Source organism: Noviherbaspirillum album, from assembly GCF_035916955.1.
Lineage (GTDB): Bacteria > Pseudomonadota > Gammaproteobacteria > Burkholderiales > Burkholderiaceae_D > Noviherbaspirillum > Noviherbaspirillum album.
This window is the reverse complement of the sequence record NZ_JAWIIV010000004.1, coordinates 155166-170953: the sequence shown is the minus strand read 5'-3', so window position 1 is coordinate 170953 and position 15788 is coordinate 155166. Positions and strand designations below refer to the sequence as shown.

General features: G+C 62.2%; 12 protein-coding genes. 4 read left to right on the top strand and 8 right to left on the bottom strand.

Translation table 11 applies throughout. The features are described from left to right. Window positions 1-127 precede the first annotated feature (127 nt). Window positions 128-511, top strand: coding sequence for a DUF4148 domain-containing protein (locus tag RY831_RS07050; protein WP_326505612.1), 384 nt, complete (start codon window positions 128-130; stop codon window positions 509-511). Window positions 512-596: 85 nt separating this feature from the next. On the opposite strand, the gene RY831_RS07045 is transcribed toward RY831_RS07050, so the two are convergent. Further along, a complete protein-coding gene (locus RY831_RS07045) occupies window positions 597-2171 on the bottom strand; it encodes a CHASE domain-containing protein (protein ID WP_326505611.1) in 1575 nt (524 codons plus the stop codon). A 205-nt stretch (window positions 2172-2376) separates the two neighbouring features. On the opposite strand from RY831_RS07045, the gene RY831_RS07040 reads away from it, so the two are divergent. Then, window positions 2377-3579 (top strand): MFS transporter, encoded by a 1203-nt coding sequence (locus tag RY831_RS07040; RefSeq protein ID WP_326505610.1) that lies wholly within the window; start codon window positions 2377-2379, stop codon window positions 3577-3579. A gap of 395 nt (window positions 3580-3974) precedes the next feature. On the opposite strand, the gene RY831_RS07035 is transcribed toward RY831_RS07040, so the two are convergent. From RY831_RS07035 to RY831_RS07020, 4 genes are all read right to left on the bottom strand, one after another. Beyond that, on the bottom strand, window positions 3975-4388 hold the full coding sequence (locus RY831_RS07035) for a hypothetical protein (RefSeq protein ID WP_326505609.1): 414 nt from the start codon (window positions 4386-4388) through the stop codon (window positions 3975-3977). Between the two features lie 177 nt (window positions 4389-4565). Further along, window positions 4566-6620 carry a putative bifunctional diguanylate cyclase/phosphodiesterase gene (locus tag RY831_RS07030; RefSeq protein ID WP_326505608.1) on the bottom strand — a complete coding sequence of 685 codons (2055 nt, stop codon included), beginning with the start codon at window positions 6618-6620 and terminating at the stop codon, window positions 4566-4568. Window positions 6621-6786: 166 nt separating this feature from the next. Beyond that, window positions 6787-8100, bottom strand: a complete 1314-nt coding sequence (locus RY831_RS07025; RefSeq protein WP_326505607.1) for an MFS transporter — start codon at window positions 8098-8100, stop codon at window positions 6787-6789. Between the two features lie 10 nt (window positions 8101-8110). Next, window positions 8111-9133 carry a MerR family transcriptional regulator gene (locus tag RY831_RS07020; RefSeq protein WP_326505606.1) on the bottom strand — a complete coding sequence of 341 codons (1023 nt, stop codon included), beginning with the start codon at window positions 9131-9133 and terminating at the stop codon, window positions 8111-8113. A gap of 261 nt (window positions 9134-9394) precedes the next feature. On the opposite strand from RY831_RS07020, the gene RY831_RS07015 reads away from it, so the two are divergent. After that, entirely contained in the window at window positions 9395-10618 is a 1224-nt protein-coding gene (locus RY831_RS07015; RefSeq protein WP_326505605.1) for an NHL repeat-containing protein, read from the top strand. A gap of 81 nt (window positions 10619-10699) precedes the next feature. Here RY831_RS07015 and RY831_RS07010 read toward each other — a convergent pair whose 3' ends face one another. The 3 genes from RY831_RS07010 to RY831_RS07000 form a co-directional block, all read right to left on the bottom strand. Then, window positions 10700-11113, bottom strand: a complete 414-nt coding sequence (locus tag RY831_RS07010; RefSeq protein ID WP_326505604.1) for a hypothetical protein — start codon at window positions 11111-11113, stop codon at window positions 10700-10702. A gap of 435 nt (window positions 11114-11548) precedes the next feature. Then, the gene (locus RY831_RS07005; RefSeq protein WP_326505603.1) at window positions 11549-13426 is read right to left on the bottom strand and encodes a putative bifunctional diguanylate cyclase/phosphodiesterase; all 1878 of its coding nucleotides are present in this window, start codon (window positions 13424-13426) and stop codon (window positions 11549-11551) included. A gap of 135 nt (window positions 13427-13561) precedes the next feature. After that, window positions 13562-14719, bottom strand: a complete 1158-nt coding sequence (locus RY831_RS07000) for a GGDEF domain-containing protein (RefSeq protein WP_326505602.1) — start codon at window positions 14717-14719, stop codon at window positions 13562-13564. A 449-nt stretch (window positions 14720-15168) separates the two neighbouring features. Here RY831_RS07000 and RY831_RS06995 point away from each other — a divergent pair, with 449 nt between their 5' ends. After that, window positions 15169-15732 (top strand): septal ring lytic transglycosylase RlpA family protein, encoded by a 564-nt coding sequence (locus tag RY831_RS06995; RefSeq protein WP_326505601.1) that lies wholly within the window; start codon window positions 15169-15171, stop codon window positions 15730-15732. The last annotated feature ends 56 nt before the right edge of the window (window positions 15733-15788 follow it).

Genomic DNA, 15788 nt, shown 5'->3' with positions numbered 1-15788 from the left:
ATAAAAGTCACTAGGCTAAGATGGCTTCGTCGCTTGCAAAATGCAAGCCGCAAGAAGGCATGCATAGCAATAGCCTGGAACGGCAACGCACGTTGCCGCTTGATCATCGAATCCGTGGAGTATGAAAATGAATATCAAAATGACCGCCGTTGCCCTCGCCATCATCGCCACTTCGTCCGCGGCATTCGCGGCGGATGACTTTGTCGATTACACCAATGTCCCGTCCGCAAAAACGCGTGCCGAGGTGCGGGCGGAACTCAATCAGCCGTCTGTGCGCACGGCTGCGCAATCGCCGGAATTCGTCGAGGTGACTCCGATTGCCGGCGGCAAAACCCGGGCCGAAGTGCGCGCCGAACTGGATTCCGCCCATGCGCAGGGCCTGGCCGGCCGCCAGTCGGAATTCGTCGAGTTCACGCAGGTCGCCTCCACCAGGACACGCGAGGAAGTGCGCGAGGAAGCCTTGCAGGCCGCCAAGGCAAGCCGCGCCGTGCCCCAGCGCAACGGCGGCTGAACAGGCTGGAAATTATCTCCTCGTTGTTGACGTTTGCCTCTCCATATTGCAAATATGGATTTGGCCCGCCCGGTGCGGGCCTTTTTTATTGCACCCGTTCGGCCAGTTTCACGTTGGCCCGGCCAGCGCTCTTGGCTGCGTACATCGCCATATCGGCGCTCCTGATCAGCGACTTGCCGTCGCTGCCATCATCCGGATAGACCGCTACGCCGATGCTGGCCGATATGTGAAAGGTATGCCCGGCGATTTCGTACGGTTCGGTAATGCGGTTCAGAATCTTGTCGGCCACGCGCAGCGTTGCCTCGTCGTCCTCGATGCGGGAAAGCAGCGCAACGAATTCGTCGCCGCCCAACCGCGAAGCGGTATCGGATTCGCGCATGCAGCTCTGCAGGCGCCTTGATACTTCCTTGAGCAGCAAGTCGCCATAGGCGTGGCCGTAGGCATCGTTGACTGGCTTGAACTTGTCGAGGTCGATGAACAGCAGCGCTACATGGCTGTGGTCGCGCCGCGCCTTGACAAGCTCGACGGCGAGCCGCTCATCGAGCAACTTGCGGTTCGGCAGCCCGGTCAGGGCATCGTAGAGCGCCAGCTGCATCGCCTGGTCCGCCGCCTGCAGCGCGCGAGCGCGGTCATCCAGGAATAGCCAGATGAGCAGGGCGATCAGCAAGCTGATGCTGATTCCCGATTGCAGGATCAGCTTCGGTCGATCCGATTGCATGCGGACGTCGAATTGGGGCATGGCCGAAGTGACCACCGTCCATGTCCTGCTGCCCGCGTGGATATAGGCAACGCGCCTGAGCTTGCTTGCCTGCGCGCCCGGACTCATCTCCGCGTGGCTGTCATACATCAGCGCATCAGGATTAACCTGTTCGCCGTCGTAGATTTCCACGTCCAGGTCGCTTGCCAACTCGCCGGCGGCCCCGCGCATGAAGTCGTTCATGCGGAAAGGCGCGTACACCCAGCCGAGGATATTGGCGCGCCTTTCCTCGACGGTGGCCCGGGAAACATTGTTGCGAAACACCGGCAGGTACATGAGGAAACCATCCTGCACCTCATTGCCCGATTCCTGTACCAGCACCACCTTGGCGGAAATGGCCGCGGTTCCGCTGTCGCGGGCCTCTTCCATTGCGATGCGTCGGCTGGGTTCGGAAAACATGTCGAAACCGAAGGCGCGCAGGTTGCTGCCAAAGAATGGCTCCAGGTAGACGATCGATGTATAGACCTCGCGGCTGCCCGGCGGCCGGATATCGTACTCAGGAAAACCGCCGGCCCGTACGGAGGCGACATGAGCATCCTTTTCCGCCGGGGGCACGATAAGCGACAGGCCGACACCCTGAATGCCGGGAAACATGTCCTGCAGCGACAGGCTGCTGACAAAGGCGCGGAACTCGTTGCGGGTGACCGTGTCGGCGGAAGCGAAGAGGCCGACGGTGGCGCGCAGTATCTGTTCGTAAATCGCAAGGCGCTGTTCGATGCGGATATTCGACTCCCTGACCCGGAAATCGAAGGCAGTGTTCAGATTCTGCTGCGCATCGCGTTCTGCGCCCTCCCAGATGCGATAGGTCACAAGCAGGGACACGGTCAGCACGGCGAGCGTGACGAGTTCCCTTGCCTTGAATAAATGCAGGATACGCTGCCTGCGCTGCGCTGATTGTTTCATGCCGTATTGCGACGGCATGCAGTCGCCGTCCTCCGTGATTTGAAAGTTTACCGAATCAACCGGTATCATCGCCCATCAAGCAGCGGTGTTCTTGAGAACATGCAATCTCGCTGCATTGGCAAGCGTCGACGTTGACCAAGCCTGCGCGCCGTTGTCGGACGCGGTAAGCTCCGAGGTTGGCAATTGGCACCTCACAACAATAAAGATGAATCCGCTCGTAGCTTATCCGTCGTTTCGCAATTTCTTTCTCAGCCGTATCGCCACGACCGCATCGAACCAGATGCTGATGGTGGTTGTTGCCTGGCAAATGTACGACATCACGCAGAGCGCCTACGACCTCGGCATGGTGGGACTGGCGCAGTTTCTCCCGGCGCTGGCCTTGTCGCTGCTGGTGGGCCAGATCGCCGACCGCTATGACCGCCGCCGCATCCTGGCCTGGTGCCTGGTGGGGCAGCTTGGCGTCGCGGCGCTGCTGATCGCGGGCACGCTGGGCCGGTGGCTCGACCGCGAAATCATACTGCTGGCATCCCTGGCGCTGGGGGCGGCAAAGGCGTTTCAGATGCCGACCCAGCAAGCGCTCGGACCGCTGCTGGTGCCGCCGGAAGTGTTGCCACGCGCGCTGGCCATCAACTCCGCGGGCACGCAGTTCGCCATCATCCTCGGGCCTGCGATCGGCGGCTTCCTTTATGTGGCGGGCGCCGCCGCGGTCTATTCAACCTGTGCGCTGCTGTGCGTCGCGGCAATGGTGTTCACGATGCTGATCAGGGTCGACCATGCGCCGCCGCCGCGCGAACCGGTCACGCTGCAGACTTTATTCGCCGGGATCTCATTTATCTGGAACCGCAAGGAAATCCTTGGCGCCATTTCGCTCGACCTGTTCGCCGTGCTGCTTGGCGGCGCGACAGCGCTGCTGCCCATCTTCGCGCGTGACATCCTGCATGTGGGACCGTGGGGGCTGGGGTTGCTGCGCTCGGCACCGGCGATCGGCGCACTGCTGGTGTCGCTCTACCTGGCGCGCCATCCGATCCAGCGCAAGGTCGGCAGGGTCATGTTCGGTGCGGTCGCGCTGTATGGCATGGCGACACTGGTGTTCGCCCTGTCGACCTCGTTCGGACTGTCGCTGCTGGCGCTGGCGCTGACCGGCGCCTTCGACATGGTCAGCGTGGTCGTGCGGCAATCGCTGGTCCAGCTCGATACGCCGAACGAAATGCGGGGACGGGTGAGTGCGGTCAATTCGATATTCATTGGCGCGTCGAACCAGCTCGGCGAATTCGAATCCGGGGTCACCGCCGGCTGGTTTGGCGCCGTACCCTCAGTGTTGATCGGCGGCTTCGGCACGCTCGCCATCGTGGCGATCTGGATGAAACTGTTTCCTTCGCTTGCCAATCGTGAAAAATTGACCGGCTGACCGGCGAACCGCTTGAGCACGCGCATGAAGTACAGGAACCAAGCCGACCGCGCTGCGTCTGATGATAAGTGACTGATTCAACAATGGAGGTCTTCATGCGCAAGATGATTTTCCTTGCTGTTGCAGGATTCCTGTGGCGCAAGATTCAATCCAGAATGCTCACCCGCAGCTACGGCGCCCGCACTGTCCGCCGCAGCCGCTATTGAGACGTTTCCGGACGCTTCAAATCAAACGCAGGCCATCCTGCACTCGATCCCGCGACCGGGATCAGGCTTTTCGAATGCCATCGCAGGACATTGCGTCAGCTGCGATGGCATTTTTCCATCCGCTTTCATCGATCCTTCGTCGATCCCTCATCGGCTTCACACCGGCATTCGCCTGTATTTGCCAGGCATTCAGCCGGCTGCGGCCGCTGGTGACTTGCGCAGTTCGCGCAGTCCGAAATACTCCAGTTCAGCAAGCACGGCCACCGCAAGCGCCTGCACGACGATAAATGCCTGTCCCGCCGCATTCGGCGCGACCCAGCCCGACAGCAGCAGGTAAAAACTTTCCACCACCCACATTGCGTTCACCGCGATCACGGCCCAGACGGCGGCGCGCGACGGCGCCTTGCGGGTCCCGAGCCAGGCGAGAAAGGCGGCGAGCGGCAGCAGGCTGGCGCCGGCCGCCTGCAGTAATGCGGCCGGCAGGTTCAGCAAACCCTCCAGCATGCCGGCGCCGAGCAGCAACAGCAAACCGGACGCGGCGCCGGCAGCGGCATCGGCGAGCAGTACGCGGCGAAGGAAAAGTGGCGATTGGACGTTGATCATGGCAAGCTCCTCAGGTCGGATTGGGAAAATCTCCGATGCCGGCATTCGCGTGCTGCATCGTTGAATCCATCTTCCTCTCGACCCGGCCCGCGGTCGATTACCTCCAAGATCATCAGGACATGCCGCCAGGAGTCCGTCGCACCGCAGCCGACTGGCGGGGCAAGGCGCATAGAGCCACTAAAACAGGTGTTCGAACTCTTCGGCCGGCACCGGGCGCGAAAACAGGTAGCCCTGCGCGTAATCGCATTTGCTGGCCGCCAGCAGCCGGCGCTGGGTTTCGGTCTCGACGCCTTCGGCCACTACCTTGATACCCAGCTTGTGCGCCATCACGATGATGGCTTCGCACAGCGCCATGTCATCGGAGCCCGGCGCCAGGTTTTGCACGAAGGACTTGTCGATCTTGATGTAGTCGATGTCGAATTTCTTCAGATAGGACAGCGAGGAATAGCCGGTGCCGAAATCATCGAGCGCCGCCTGCACGCCGTTGTCGCGGAAGCGCAGCAATTGTCCCGGCACGCCGCGCGAGCTGTCCATCAGCATGCCTTCGGTGATTTCCACCACCATGCTTTGCCCCGGCAACTGCAGCGATTCCATGCAGCCCAGCCAGCTTTCATGGTTGACGCCTTCGCTTTGCAGCTGCACCGGCGAAACATTGACGCTGATCTGAAACGCCGGATCATGACGCGTGCGCCAGGCGCCGACCTGGCGCGCGGCCTGGCGGAAAATCCACTCGCCCAGCTCGACGATCATCCCGGTCTCCTCGGCCACCGGGATGAACTCCGCCGGGCTGATCAGGCCGCGCACCGGGTGCTGCCACCGGATCAGCGCTTCGGCCTTGCAGATGCGGCCGCTGTCGAGATCGATGATGGGTTGGTAATACACCCGGAACTGCTTGTCATGCAGTGCGATGCGCAGGTCCGTGATCAGGCGCTTGCGCTGTTGCGCGGCTTCCTGCATCGATGTCGTGAAGTAGCTATAGCGGTTGCGTCCCTGTGCCTTGGCCGCGTACATGGCCTGATCGGCATTCTTGAGCAGGGTATCGGTTTCCCGGCCGTCGGCCGGATAGAAGGTGATGCCGATGCTGGCGGAGATGTACACCTGTTCGGCGCCGAGCTGGAAAGGTTCGGTCAGCTCGCGCAGGATGTTCCCGACCGCGCGTTCGACGCTGCGGCTGTCGCTCAGCTCTTCGAGAATCACGGTGAACTCGTCGCCGCCCAGCCGCGCCACCGTATCGGTCTCGCGCACGCAGGAGCACACCCGGCGCGCCGCCTCCTGCAACAAGCGGTCGCCCATGCTGTGGCCCAGCGTATCGTTGACTTCCTTGAAGAAGTCGAGGTCGAGGAACAGCAGCGCTACCTGCTGCCCGCCGCGGTTGGCCTTGCGCATCGCCTGCTCCAGCCGGTCATGAAACATGCTTCGGTTTGGCAGGCCCGTGAGGGTATCGAAATTGGCCTGGCGCCAGATCAGTTCGTCGGTTTCCCGCTTTTTCGTAATGTCGGAAAACAGGCCGACATTGCACTGGATGGAGCCGTCGTCGTGATGGATCGAGTTGAGCGTAAGCGACAGCAGGAAATCCCGGCCGCAGCTGCGCCGGCCCCACAACTCGCCTTGCCAGCGACCGTCGCGCGCCATCGATTTCCACATCCGGGTGTACGCCTCCGGGCTTTCACGCTGCGACTTCAGCATGCGGATGTTGCGCCCGATGGCCTGCGCCTCGGTATAGCCGGTGATCTCGGTGAATGCGGGATTGATATTGATGATGACGCCGTTGCCGTCGATGACCGACATGGCTTCGCTGCTTTTCTGGTACACCAGGGAAGCGAGCCGCAGGGAATCATGCACTCGCTGGCGTTCGGTGATGTCGAACACGATGGAAAACAGCAGCGGGCGGCCGCCGATCTCGATGGACGTCGAATGGACTTCGACGGTGCGAACCTCCGCGCTGGCGAGCCGGTGGCGGAAGATGAAGAAACTGCGCCGCTCGTCGAGCGCCTGCTGCATCTCGCCGCGAATCTCCTGCTCGGATTGGATATTGATGCGGCCGATCTGCATGCCGCGCATGGTGTGCCGCGGATAGCCGTAGAAGGCAACGGCCGCCGGGTTGGCATCGACGATGGCGCCTGTTTCCGGGGCGATCAGAAGCATGACCGATCCATGCTTTCGGAACAGTTGACGAAACAGGTCTTCGTCAGCGCCGTGAGGCAGCAGTGTTGTCAGATCGGCATCGAGCATGAAGTCCCAGTCGTCGCTTGCATTGCTGCCAATAATTGTTTTCTTTGTGAAACTTTTATTATTGCCGAAAACGCGGAAGGAGTGCGAAATGACTGGAAGCAGAAAACCGGGGCCGGAGCCGGAAACCCCGATCCAGGCCGAAGGACCGGGGGCGAAGGCGCAATATCTATGAGGACAAGGAGCCTGCCGCAGGCGCGTCCGTCACCCTGCCCATGCGTGAAGCGCCGAGCGCGATCAGCACGATCACCACGAGGGCGGCGCCGCTGCATGCAAACAGCTGGACCAGTGTCACGCTGCGCAGCACCCAGCCGGTCAGCGCCGAGGACATCGGCGCGATGCCCATGAAGATGAACATGAACATGGCCATCGCGCGGCCCAGCATGGCGGGCACGACGTGGCGCTGCAGCCAGGTATAGACTGTCACCTGCACGAAGCCGCCCAGCAGGCCGATCGCGAACAGCAGCAGCATGCCCTGCCACGCAGCGCCGATCAGGCCGAGTGGAATGAACAGCAGGCCGATCGCACCGTCCAGCAGCAGGATGGTCTTGCCGAAGCTGCCGATGCGCATGCGCGGCCGCATGCCTGTCACGATCACACCAATCAGCGTGCCGAAACCGTGCGCGCCGGCCAGCGCGCCGAAGCCGGCCGCGCCCTGGCCGAGTTCGCCGGCCAGTACCGGCACCGCCACCTGCACCGGGCCGCTGATGAACAGCGCCACCGCCGCCCAGTAAGCGAAGCAGGTGCGCAGGCTGGCATCGTTCCAGCAGTAGCGCAGGCCTTCGTTCACCGAGACCCAGACCGATTGGCCCAACCCGTCCGGGCGGGGCTGCGGCATGCCGGTCCTTACCTGAGACAGTGTCCAAGCCGACAGGGCGAAGCTGCATGCGTCCAGCGCGAAGGCGATGGCGATGCCATGGGCGTCGCTTGCGTTGAGCGTGCCGCCGCCATCGCCGCCATCCCCGAACAGTGCAATGAGCAGGCCGGCCAGCAGCGGCCCGGCGAACATCGACAGCTGGCGCAGGCCCATCGATACGCCATTGGCGGCGGGAAGCAGTTCCCGCGCCACCACATGCGGCATGATCGAGGTGGCGGCCGGGATACTGAATGCCGAGGCCAGGCCAATGGCGAGAGCCAGCGCATAGACCATCCACAGGCTCAATTGCCCGCTGAAGACCAGCGCCGCCAGCAGCGCCAGCAGCAGCGTGTTGGCATGCTTGGTGAGCATGAGCACGCGCTTGGGCGAGTGGCGATCGACCAGCGCGCCTCCGAGCAGAATGAACAGTGCGCGCGGCACGCTCATCAGGGCCAGCACCGTGCCCAGTACGAGGGTATCGCCGGTCATTTGCAGCACCAGCCAGGGCAGGGCGATCAGGCTGAACTGGTCTCCCATCATCGAAATGAGCGAGCCGGCGATCAGCCAGCGGAAATTGCGGTCGCGCGAGAGCATGCCGCGCGCGGGAGCGGCAGGTGAAGTCGTCATGGAATGCTTTCTAGTTCCGGTTGTTTTCGAGATGCTTCAGGCCCTGGCCGATGAGCGCCATCAGTTCACCCTGCACGCCGCTGCCGGCCATCATGCCGGGCTCGCGGGAATGGATGTCAAGGATGCGCGCGCGCAGGTCCGGATCGCTGCCCCAGACCGCGCGGAAGAGCTCGATCCAGCGCCGGCAGAAATCCTGCAATTCAGGGCTGTCGGGAGTAGCGCCGCGCTCCATCAATTCCCTCGCTTCCGCGAACATCACGGGCCAGCGGCGGTAATGGGCGAGGTAGGCATCGCGCACGCGGCTAATGTGTTCATTTCCCAGGTGGCGCGTATAGATGCTTAGCCGGTATTCGGCGCTCACCTGGGTCATGTATTCGAGCAGGGCGGTATCCACGCCGGTCAGCAACTGCGCGCCCGGCTCGTTGCGGTGCAGGGCATCGAGCTTGAGCATCAACCGCGGATCGCCGCCCATGTGGTGCAGCGAAAGCCGCAGCCACGGTTCAGCCAGTGCCATGGCCTCGGGTGCATCGGGCGGCACGCCGCGCCGCATCAGCTCGCGCACCGTCGCAACGATGTCATTGAGCTGCTTCATCTCAAGCGCGCCCTTGCGCATCCGGGCCGATTCTTCCGGTGTGAAATAGCAGTCATAGAGGGCCATCATTTCCAGCGTCGACAGCCACTCATTGAGTTCGGGCTGCTCCTGTTCCCGCAACAGCCGGCGCAGGTCCTCGAGGCGGTTGCGAAGCGCGGCCGCCTGTTCGATCTGCCGCTCCAGCGCCGTGACCTGCTCATCGATCACGCTTTGCAGGTCGCGCGCATCGCCTTCCAGGAGCATGGCGACTTCCGCAAGGGGAAGGTCAAGCCGGCGCAGCGCCTGGATGCGGTAGAGGCGTTCGACATCGCCCCGGTGGTACAAGCGGTAGCCCGCCTCGGATCTTGCCGATGGCCGTAGCAACCCGATGGCATCGTAGTGATGCAGGGTGCGCACTGTCAGGCCGGTGCGTTTTGCCAGTTCGCCAACTTTCAACAACATGTCTCGACTCCCGTTCATGCCGTCACGATAAAGGCTGACGCAACGTAAGAGTCAATTCTTTTCGTTAGGAAAATTTTCGAAAATGGCAAACGGTTTGCCTGAAAAAGGCTGGATACACCTTGAAACAACACGCTTTGCACACTTCTCTTCCCGGTTGAGAGTTGTCAAGGGAGGGATGTTTCCACTCGGTGATGATATTTGAAAATAAGTAAGGATTCAGGGAGTTAAGTAAAAGTGTTCGCAAGATTGTTGAGGTGAAATGTGGCTACAGTAACTTTGGTCAGCCGGCTGACGGCAGGATTGATGGCGATGGCATTGGCAGCATGCGGCGGGGGCGGTAGCTCCGACAGCGCAGTGAGTCCGGCGCCAGGCAGCGGGACGACCGGGACGACCGGGACGACCGGCACAACTGGAACGACCGGCGCAGGAACGGGCGGCACCGCCCCGGTCCCGGGCACCGGTGGTGCCGCGACCGACCCGACGCCGCAAAGCGCGCCTCCTTCAGGCAATACCGGCGGCACGGGTAATGCGGTCAGTGCCACCGACGCCCGGTTCAATCGTCCGATCGGCCTTGCGCGCGATGCGGCCGGCAACATGTATGTCGCAGACTCCGGCAATTACACGATCCGCAAGATCAGCCCGTCAGGCAATGTCACCACGCTGGCCGGAACCCCGGGCAGCAGCGGCAGCGCCGACGGTTCGGGCGGCGCTGCACGATTCAGCTTCCTCAAGGGATTGAGCGTCGATGGCGCCGGCAACGTGTATGTGGTCGACGGCCACGCGGTGCGACGCATTTCACCGACCGGCGCGGTGACGACGCTGGCAGGTGCCGTCGATGTCCCAGGCAACGCCAACGGTCCGGGGGCGGCCGCTCGCTTTGCGCAGCCCTGGGGCATCGCGGTCGATCCGACGGGCGTGGCTTATGTCGCCGACACCGAAAACTACGCGATCCGCCGCGTGGCTGCCGACGGCAGCGTAAGCACATTCGCCGGCACGTCGGGCAGCCGGGGCAGCGCAAACGGCAGCGCCACCTTCCTCGGACCCAAAGGCATCGCGCGCGATGCCGCAGGCAACCTGTACGTCACCGACTGGTACGGTCCGCCAGCGCCGAGGCTGAGCGAGGCAAGCACCTTCATCCGCAGAATCGGCGCCGACGGCGTGGTGTCCACGATGGCCGGCACCTTCGGCGGTGAAACCGGACCGGCTCAGTTCCGCGATACGTTTGCGATCGCCGCCGACAATGCCGGCAATGCGTATGTCTCGGCATTCAACCGCGTGCAGCGCATCAGCGCCGCAGGCGCGGTGAGCACCGTGGCCGGCCCGGTCATCGGCTATCAGTCGCTGGAGGGCATCAGCATCGACGCGGAGGGCAACCTGTATGTCGCCGACACGCCAGGCCATGCAATCAGCCGGGTGACGCAGGCGGGCGCGGTGACAGTCATCGCCGGCAGGCAGGGCGAGGCCGGCAGCACCGATGTGCCTTGAAGCAAAGGCAGGCGGGATTGAATATTCGGGAAGAAGTCCGTCCTGCGGCGCGTGCAGGCAGGACGGTGACGGGCTCCGGGTTCAGACCCGCCAGCTCTTGCGGATGCGGTAATCGTGGCTGATGACGATACGGGTGGTGGCGATCAGCGGGCTCAAGCCGAGGACCAGCTGGGTCATCCTGTCGCCCGGCAGCGGCCAGATCTGCGACGTCGGCTGCGCCACCTGCGCGGCGGCGGCGATCAGCGGCGCGACCCATTCCGCCTCCGGCGTGACATCCAGCAGGATGTCGCCATCCTGCGTGGTATGCAGGTAGATTTCTCCGCCATGCTCCAGCCCGAAGCAGATTCCATGGCCATTCGGCTGTTTTTTGGGGTCGACGTAGAGCTGCAGCTCGCGGTTGTAATTGTCGATCCATGCCTCGACATCGTAAGTCGTGGAAAGCACGATCCAGGGGCGTTCGCCAGGTTCGGCAGAGGTGTTGTCTAGGGTATCCATGATGTTCAGGCCGTGACGCCAAGGACTGGCGCCACCGGTTGCCAAAGGCGATGTTCAGAAAGAAAACACGCTATTGTAGTCGCAACACCTCAACCTCGAAGCCCGAGCGCCGGGACGGCATTCCATGTCCGCTGGGGCGGCTTGACGGAAGGCTCCGCAGCCGACGGCTTGGTTTGTCTTTCGCATGCAGCAAGGGCTGCAGCCAGCACGAGTACAACAATGGCAATACGCTCGGGGGTCGTGCGAAGTGACATTTCATCCTTCCAGGATTGGAGATACCTGACCTAGACCGGATTGCGTTTCTTCAGTTCAATGCTTTTTTACCTGTTTTTACATTCCCCTGTTAACTGGTACAAAGATGAAAAGCCAATCTGCCAACTTCGATATCAGCCTTGCCACAAAGACGGAAAACGATGCCCGGCAGGCATGATGGAATTACAGCAGGCGCTCGAACTGCTCCGGCGGCAAGGGCTGGGAAAACAGAAAGCCTTGCGCATAATCGCAGCCTGCTTCCAGCAGCCATTGGCGCTGCTCCTCGGTTTCCACCCCTTCGGCAATCACCTGCAGGCCGAGCTTGTGGGCCATGACGATAATGGTTTCGGCAATGGTGCGGCTGGTGCCTTCGCGCGTGGTATCGCGGATGAATGACTGGTCGACCTTCAGGTAATCGACGTCGAATTTTTTTAGATAGGCCATTGATGAGTAGCCGGTGCCGAAATCGTCGATCGCGACCTGCACGCCGGCATCTCTCAGGCTGAACAGTTTCTCCGCGGTCGCATCGCTGGCATTGAGCAGCAAGCCTTCGGTAATTTCCACCGACATGCTGTTCCAGCCGAGGTCGAGAGAACTCAGGTAGGCGCCCCAGTCCAGGCTCTTGGCATTGGCAAGAAACTGCACCGGCGACTTGTTGACGCTCACCTGGAATACGCCGTTGCGCAACTTGCTCCAGCGCTTGGCCCACACCGCGGCTTCCATGAATACCCAATTGCCGATTTCATTGATCAGGCCGGTTTCCTCGGCCAGGCAGATGAACTGGTTCGGGCACACCATCCCGCGCGATGGATGGATCCAGCGCAGCAGCGCCTCGGCCTTGGCGACTCTGCCGGTGCGCAGTTCGACCACCGGCTGGAAGTACAGCGACAGTTGATGCTGCGGCAGCGCGTTGCGCAGTTCGCCGATCAGCTTGAGCCGCTGCCAGGCCTTTTCCTGCATTGAGCGGGTGAAGAAGCTGAACTGGTTGCGGCCCGCATTCTTGGCAACGTACATAGCCTGGTCTGCATTGCGCACCAGCCGCTCGGGTTCTTGCGCGTCGCCCGGATGCAGGGTGATGCCGATGCTGCCCGAGACGTGGATTTCCTCCTGCCCGAGCAGGTACGGGCGGCCGAGCGCGGCGAGAATCTTTTCCGCGATCTCTTCCACATGCGAGCGGCTGTCGAGGTCGGTCAGGATGACGGTGAACTCGTCGCCGCCGAGCCGTGCGACGGTATCGGTTTCGCGCACGCAGGAACGGATGCGCGCGGCGGTCTGCTTGAGCAGATCGTCGCCGGCGTCATGGCCGAGCAGGTCGTTGACTTCCTTGAAACGGTCGAGGTCGATGAACAGCAGTGCCAGCAGCTTGCCGCTGCGGCGCGAATTGATCACTTCGTATTCCAGCCGGTCGCGGAACAGCGCACGGTTTGGCAGGCCGGTGAGCGCGTCGAAGTTGGCGCGGCGCAGGGTTTCCTGTTCGGAAGAGATGTCGACCGTGGTGCCCACCATGCGCGTTGCCCGGCCGATGTCGTTGCGGGCGATCACGGCGCCGCGCGCCATCACCCACTTCCATGTGCCGTCCTTGCAGCGCACCCGGTATTCGGAGGCAAGAAAGCGTGTGTGGCCTTTCAGGCAAGCCATCATTTCCTCGTACACGCGCTCCCTGTCCTTGGGATGGGTGATGGCGGCCCAGTCCTGCAGGCGCAATCCGACTTCCGATTCATCGTAACCGAGCATCTGGCGGCCGCGCCACGACAGCGTGAAGTGATCGCTGGCGACATCCCATTCCCAGACGCCGTCGCCGGCGGCTTCCAGCGCGAGGCGCAGGCGCGCTTCACCGGCCTGCGGTTCGCTGGCGAGCGCGGGCGTGATGATGATTTCCGGATCGGCCGCCGGCGGAGGAAACAGTTCATGGAGGGGACGCCCGACGACATCGCCCCTGCGCAGTCCCCGCGCCTGCAGGAAGGCATCATTGGCATCGACGATGCGCAGGTCCGGCGACAGCAGCAGCAGTCCTTCGGCTGCCGCATGCATGGCGGACGGCATATCGATGGACTGCGTCATGGTCGTGGCCCTCCTCCGTGAATCGCGCCGCGGCAGGCAGCGCGCCATCCGCAGGAACGATATACATGATTAGGACGGCGCAAGGGCCTATAGTTCCGGGTTTTGTCCGCACTCATCAACCGCAAACCGCATGCGCTAATCGCAGGCCACGCGATTGCGTCCGGAAGCTTTTGCCGCATACAGGGCGGCGTCGGCGCGGCGCATCAGTTCCTGGAAAGAATCGGAATCGCGCAGCATGGCCAGGCCGATGCTGACGGTATAGGCGGGTGTGTCAGGCTGGCCTTCCACATGGAAGGCACTGGCGCTGCCTTCCATCGTCACGCGGATGCGTTCGGCGACTTTCACGCCCGCGGTGCGGCCTGTTTCCGGCAGCAAGACCGCGAATTCCTCGCCGCCGACGCGTGCAAAATAATCGATGCTGCGGATCGCGGTTTCCGCTCGCAGCACCGCATCCATCAGTACCCGGTCGCCGGTGGTGTGGCCCCAGGTGTCATTGATCGACTTGAAGTTGTCGATGTCGAGCATGAGCAGCGCCATCGGCCGGTTGGTGCGCCGCGCCAGCGACAATTCGCGCTCCGCCAGTTCGAACAGCGCGCGGCGCGACCAGGCGCCGGTCAGGAAATCGCGGTTGGCCGCATGCTCTGCCTTGGCCATCATGGTGTCATGCACCATCATCACCGCGCCGATGGTCAGGACCGGCAGCACGAAGGTGCCCGCCGACAGAAAGAACAGGTTCCACGGCGAAGGCTGCAGCAGCGACGTCAGTTCCGCCGGATTGGCGAGGTAGATCACCGCGCGCACCGCGTGGCCGAAGGCGATCAGGCCGGCCATGCCGACCGTAAACACATATGGATAATGCGAACGCCATGCCTGGCGGGAACGCGAAATCGTCATCGCGATCAGGAAGCAGATGCCACCCTGGTACAAGGCCACGGTGGCGGTGCGCAGCGCAAAGGAATCGATGGCGTAATGAAATAGGGCGATGAGCGCGGTGACGGTCAGCACGCCGAGCAGCAGCGGCCTGACATGCACCTTCCTGCCGAAGAAGCGCCGAAACCCGGCGAGTATCGCCGCACTGGCCGCGGCATAGGTTCCGTTGGCCAATTCATAGGCGGCAAGCTCGGGCAGTTCCTGTCCCAGGGCATACAGCACCAATGCGAAAAAACCGATGCCGTTGGCCACCGACCATTCACGCACGCCGGGAATGCCGCTGCGCAACAGCGAAATCAGCACAAGCAGCATGACGACGCAGAACAGGGCGCCTATGACGAGTATGTTGAATGCACTGGGCATGGTATGCGGTCAGGTCTGCAGGGAATTAAAAGGCCATGCCTGAAACAATGCTGAAAAAATGCTTTATGGATTGATGCGAGATGCACCGGATCACTGCTGCGTTCGCGGTGCACCCGACAACAGTAGGTAAGATGCATGACCCACCTTTAATGTTCCGCGATGAAAGTGGAAGTTCTGAGTGTTTTTGTGCGCACGATCAAAGGCAGTTCTACGCAGATGAAAGCGGTAGTCATCATGTCGAAACTTTAAGCCGCAGGGGCTATCGAACTTGAAACCCGATAGAGTCTTCGCATGCATTCTTCACCGCGCATTCCCCATGCGGTCGCCGTGCAGCAATTCGAGGACTCTCAAGCCTGATCTGCTTTAACGCAGGCTGACCGCGTGCGATCCCGCAGTAAAAGTCATCATCGCGCGCATTCCCATCCGTTAATGTTGCAAGGAGTACCGACATGGTTACGATGCCGTTCGCTTTGCGTATCAGTACGTTCTTGATTGCTTCCAGCATGGCCGCCGGCGCGGCGTTTGCCGACCCCTCGACCAAGTCTTCAAGCAAGCCTTCAAACGCTTCGGCACAATCGAAGGCTGCCGAAGGCAAGACCGCCTCCGCTCCGAAAAGGCTGAAGCCAGGCAAGCCCAACCTCGATCATTCCGGTGAGCCGCGTCATGGAAAAGCGTCTTACTACGCCGACATGTTCGCCGGCCGCAAGATGGCCGACGGCACCCCGATGGATCCCAATTCCAACATCGCCGCCAGCCGCACCCTGCCGATCGGCACCATCGCCGAAGTCAAGAATCTGGAGAACGGCAAGACCGAGGTGGTTGAAATCCGCGATCGAGGCCCCTACATCGACGGCCGCATCGTCGACCTGACGCCGAAGACCGCGAAGAAGCTCGACATGGATGAAAAGGGCGTAGTGCCCGTGGTGGTGACGCCGATCGAAGTGCCGCAGCCCGACGGCTCCGTCAAGCAGGGCGCGGCCGCGGACCGAGACATCAAGACCGCCGAGCGCTAGCCAGGTGTACCGCAGACCGGTGCGTTCGTACCTCCGACATCCGTACGCGCGCCGGC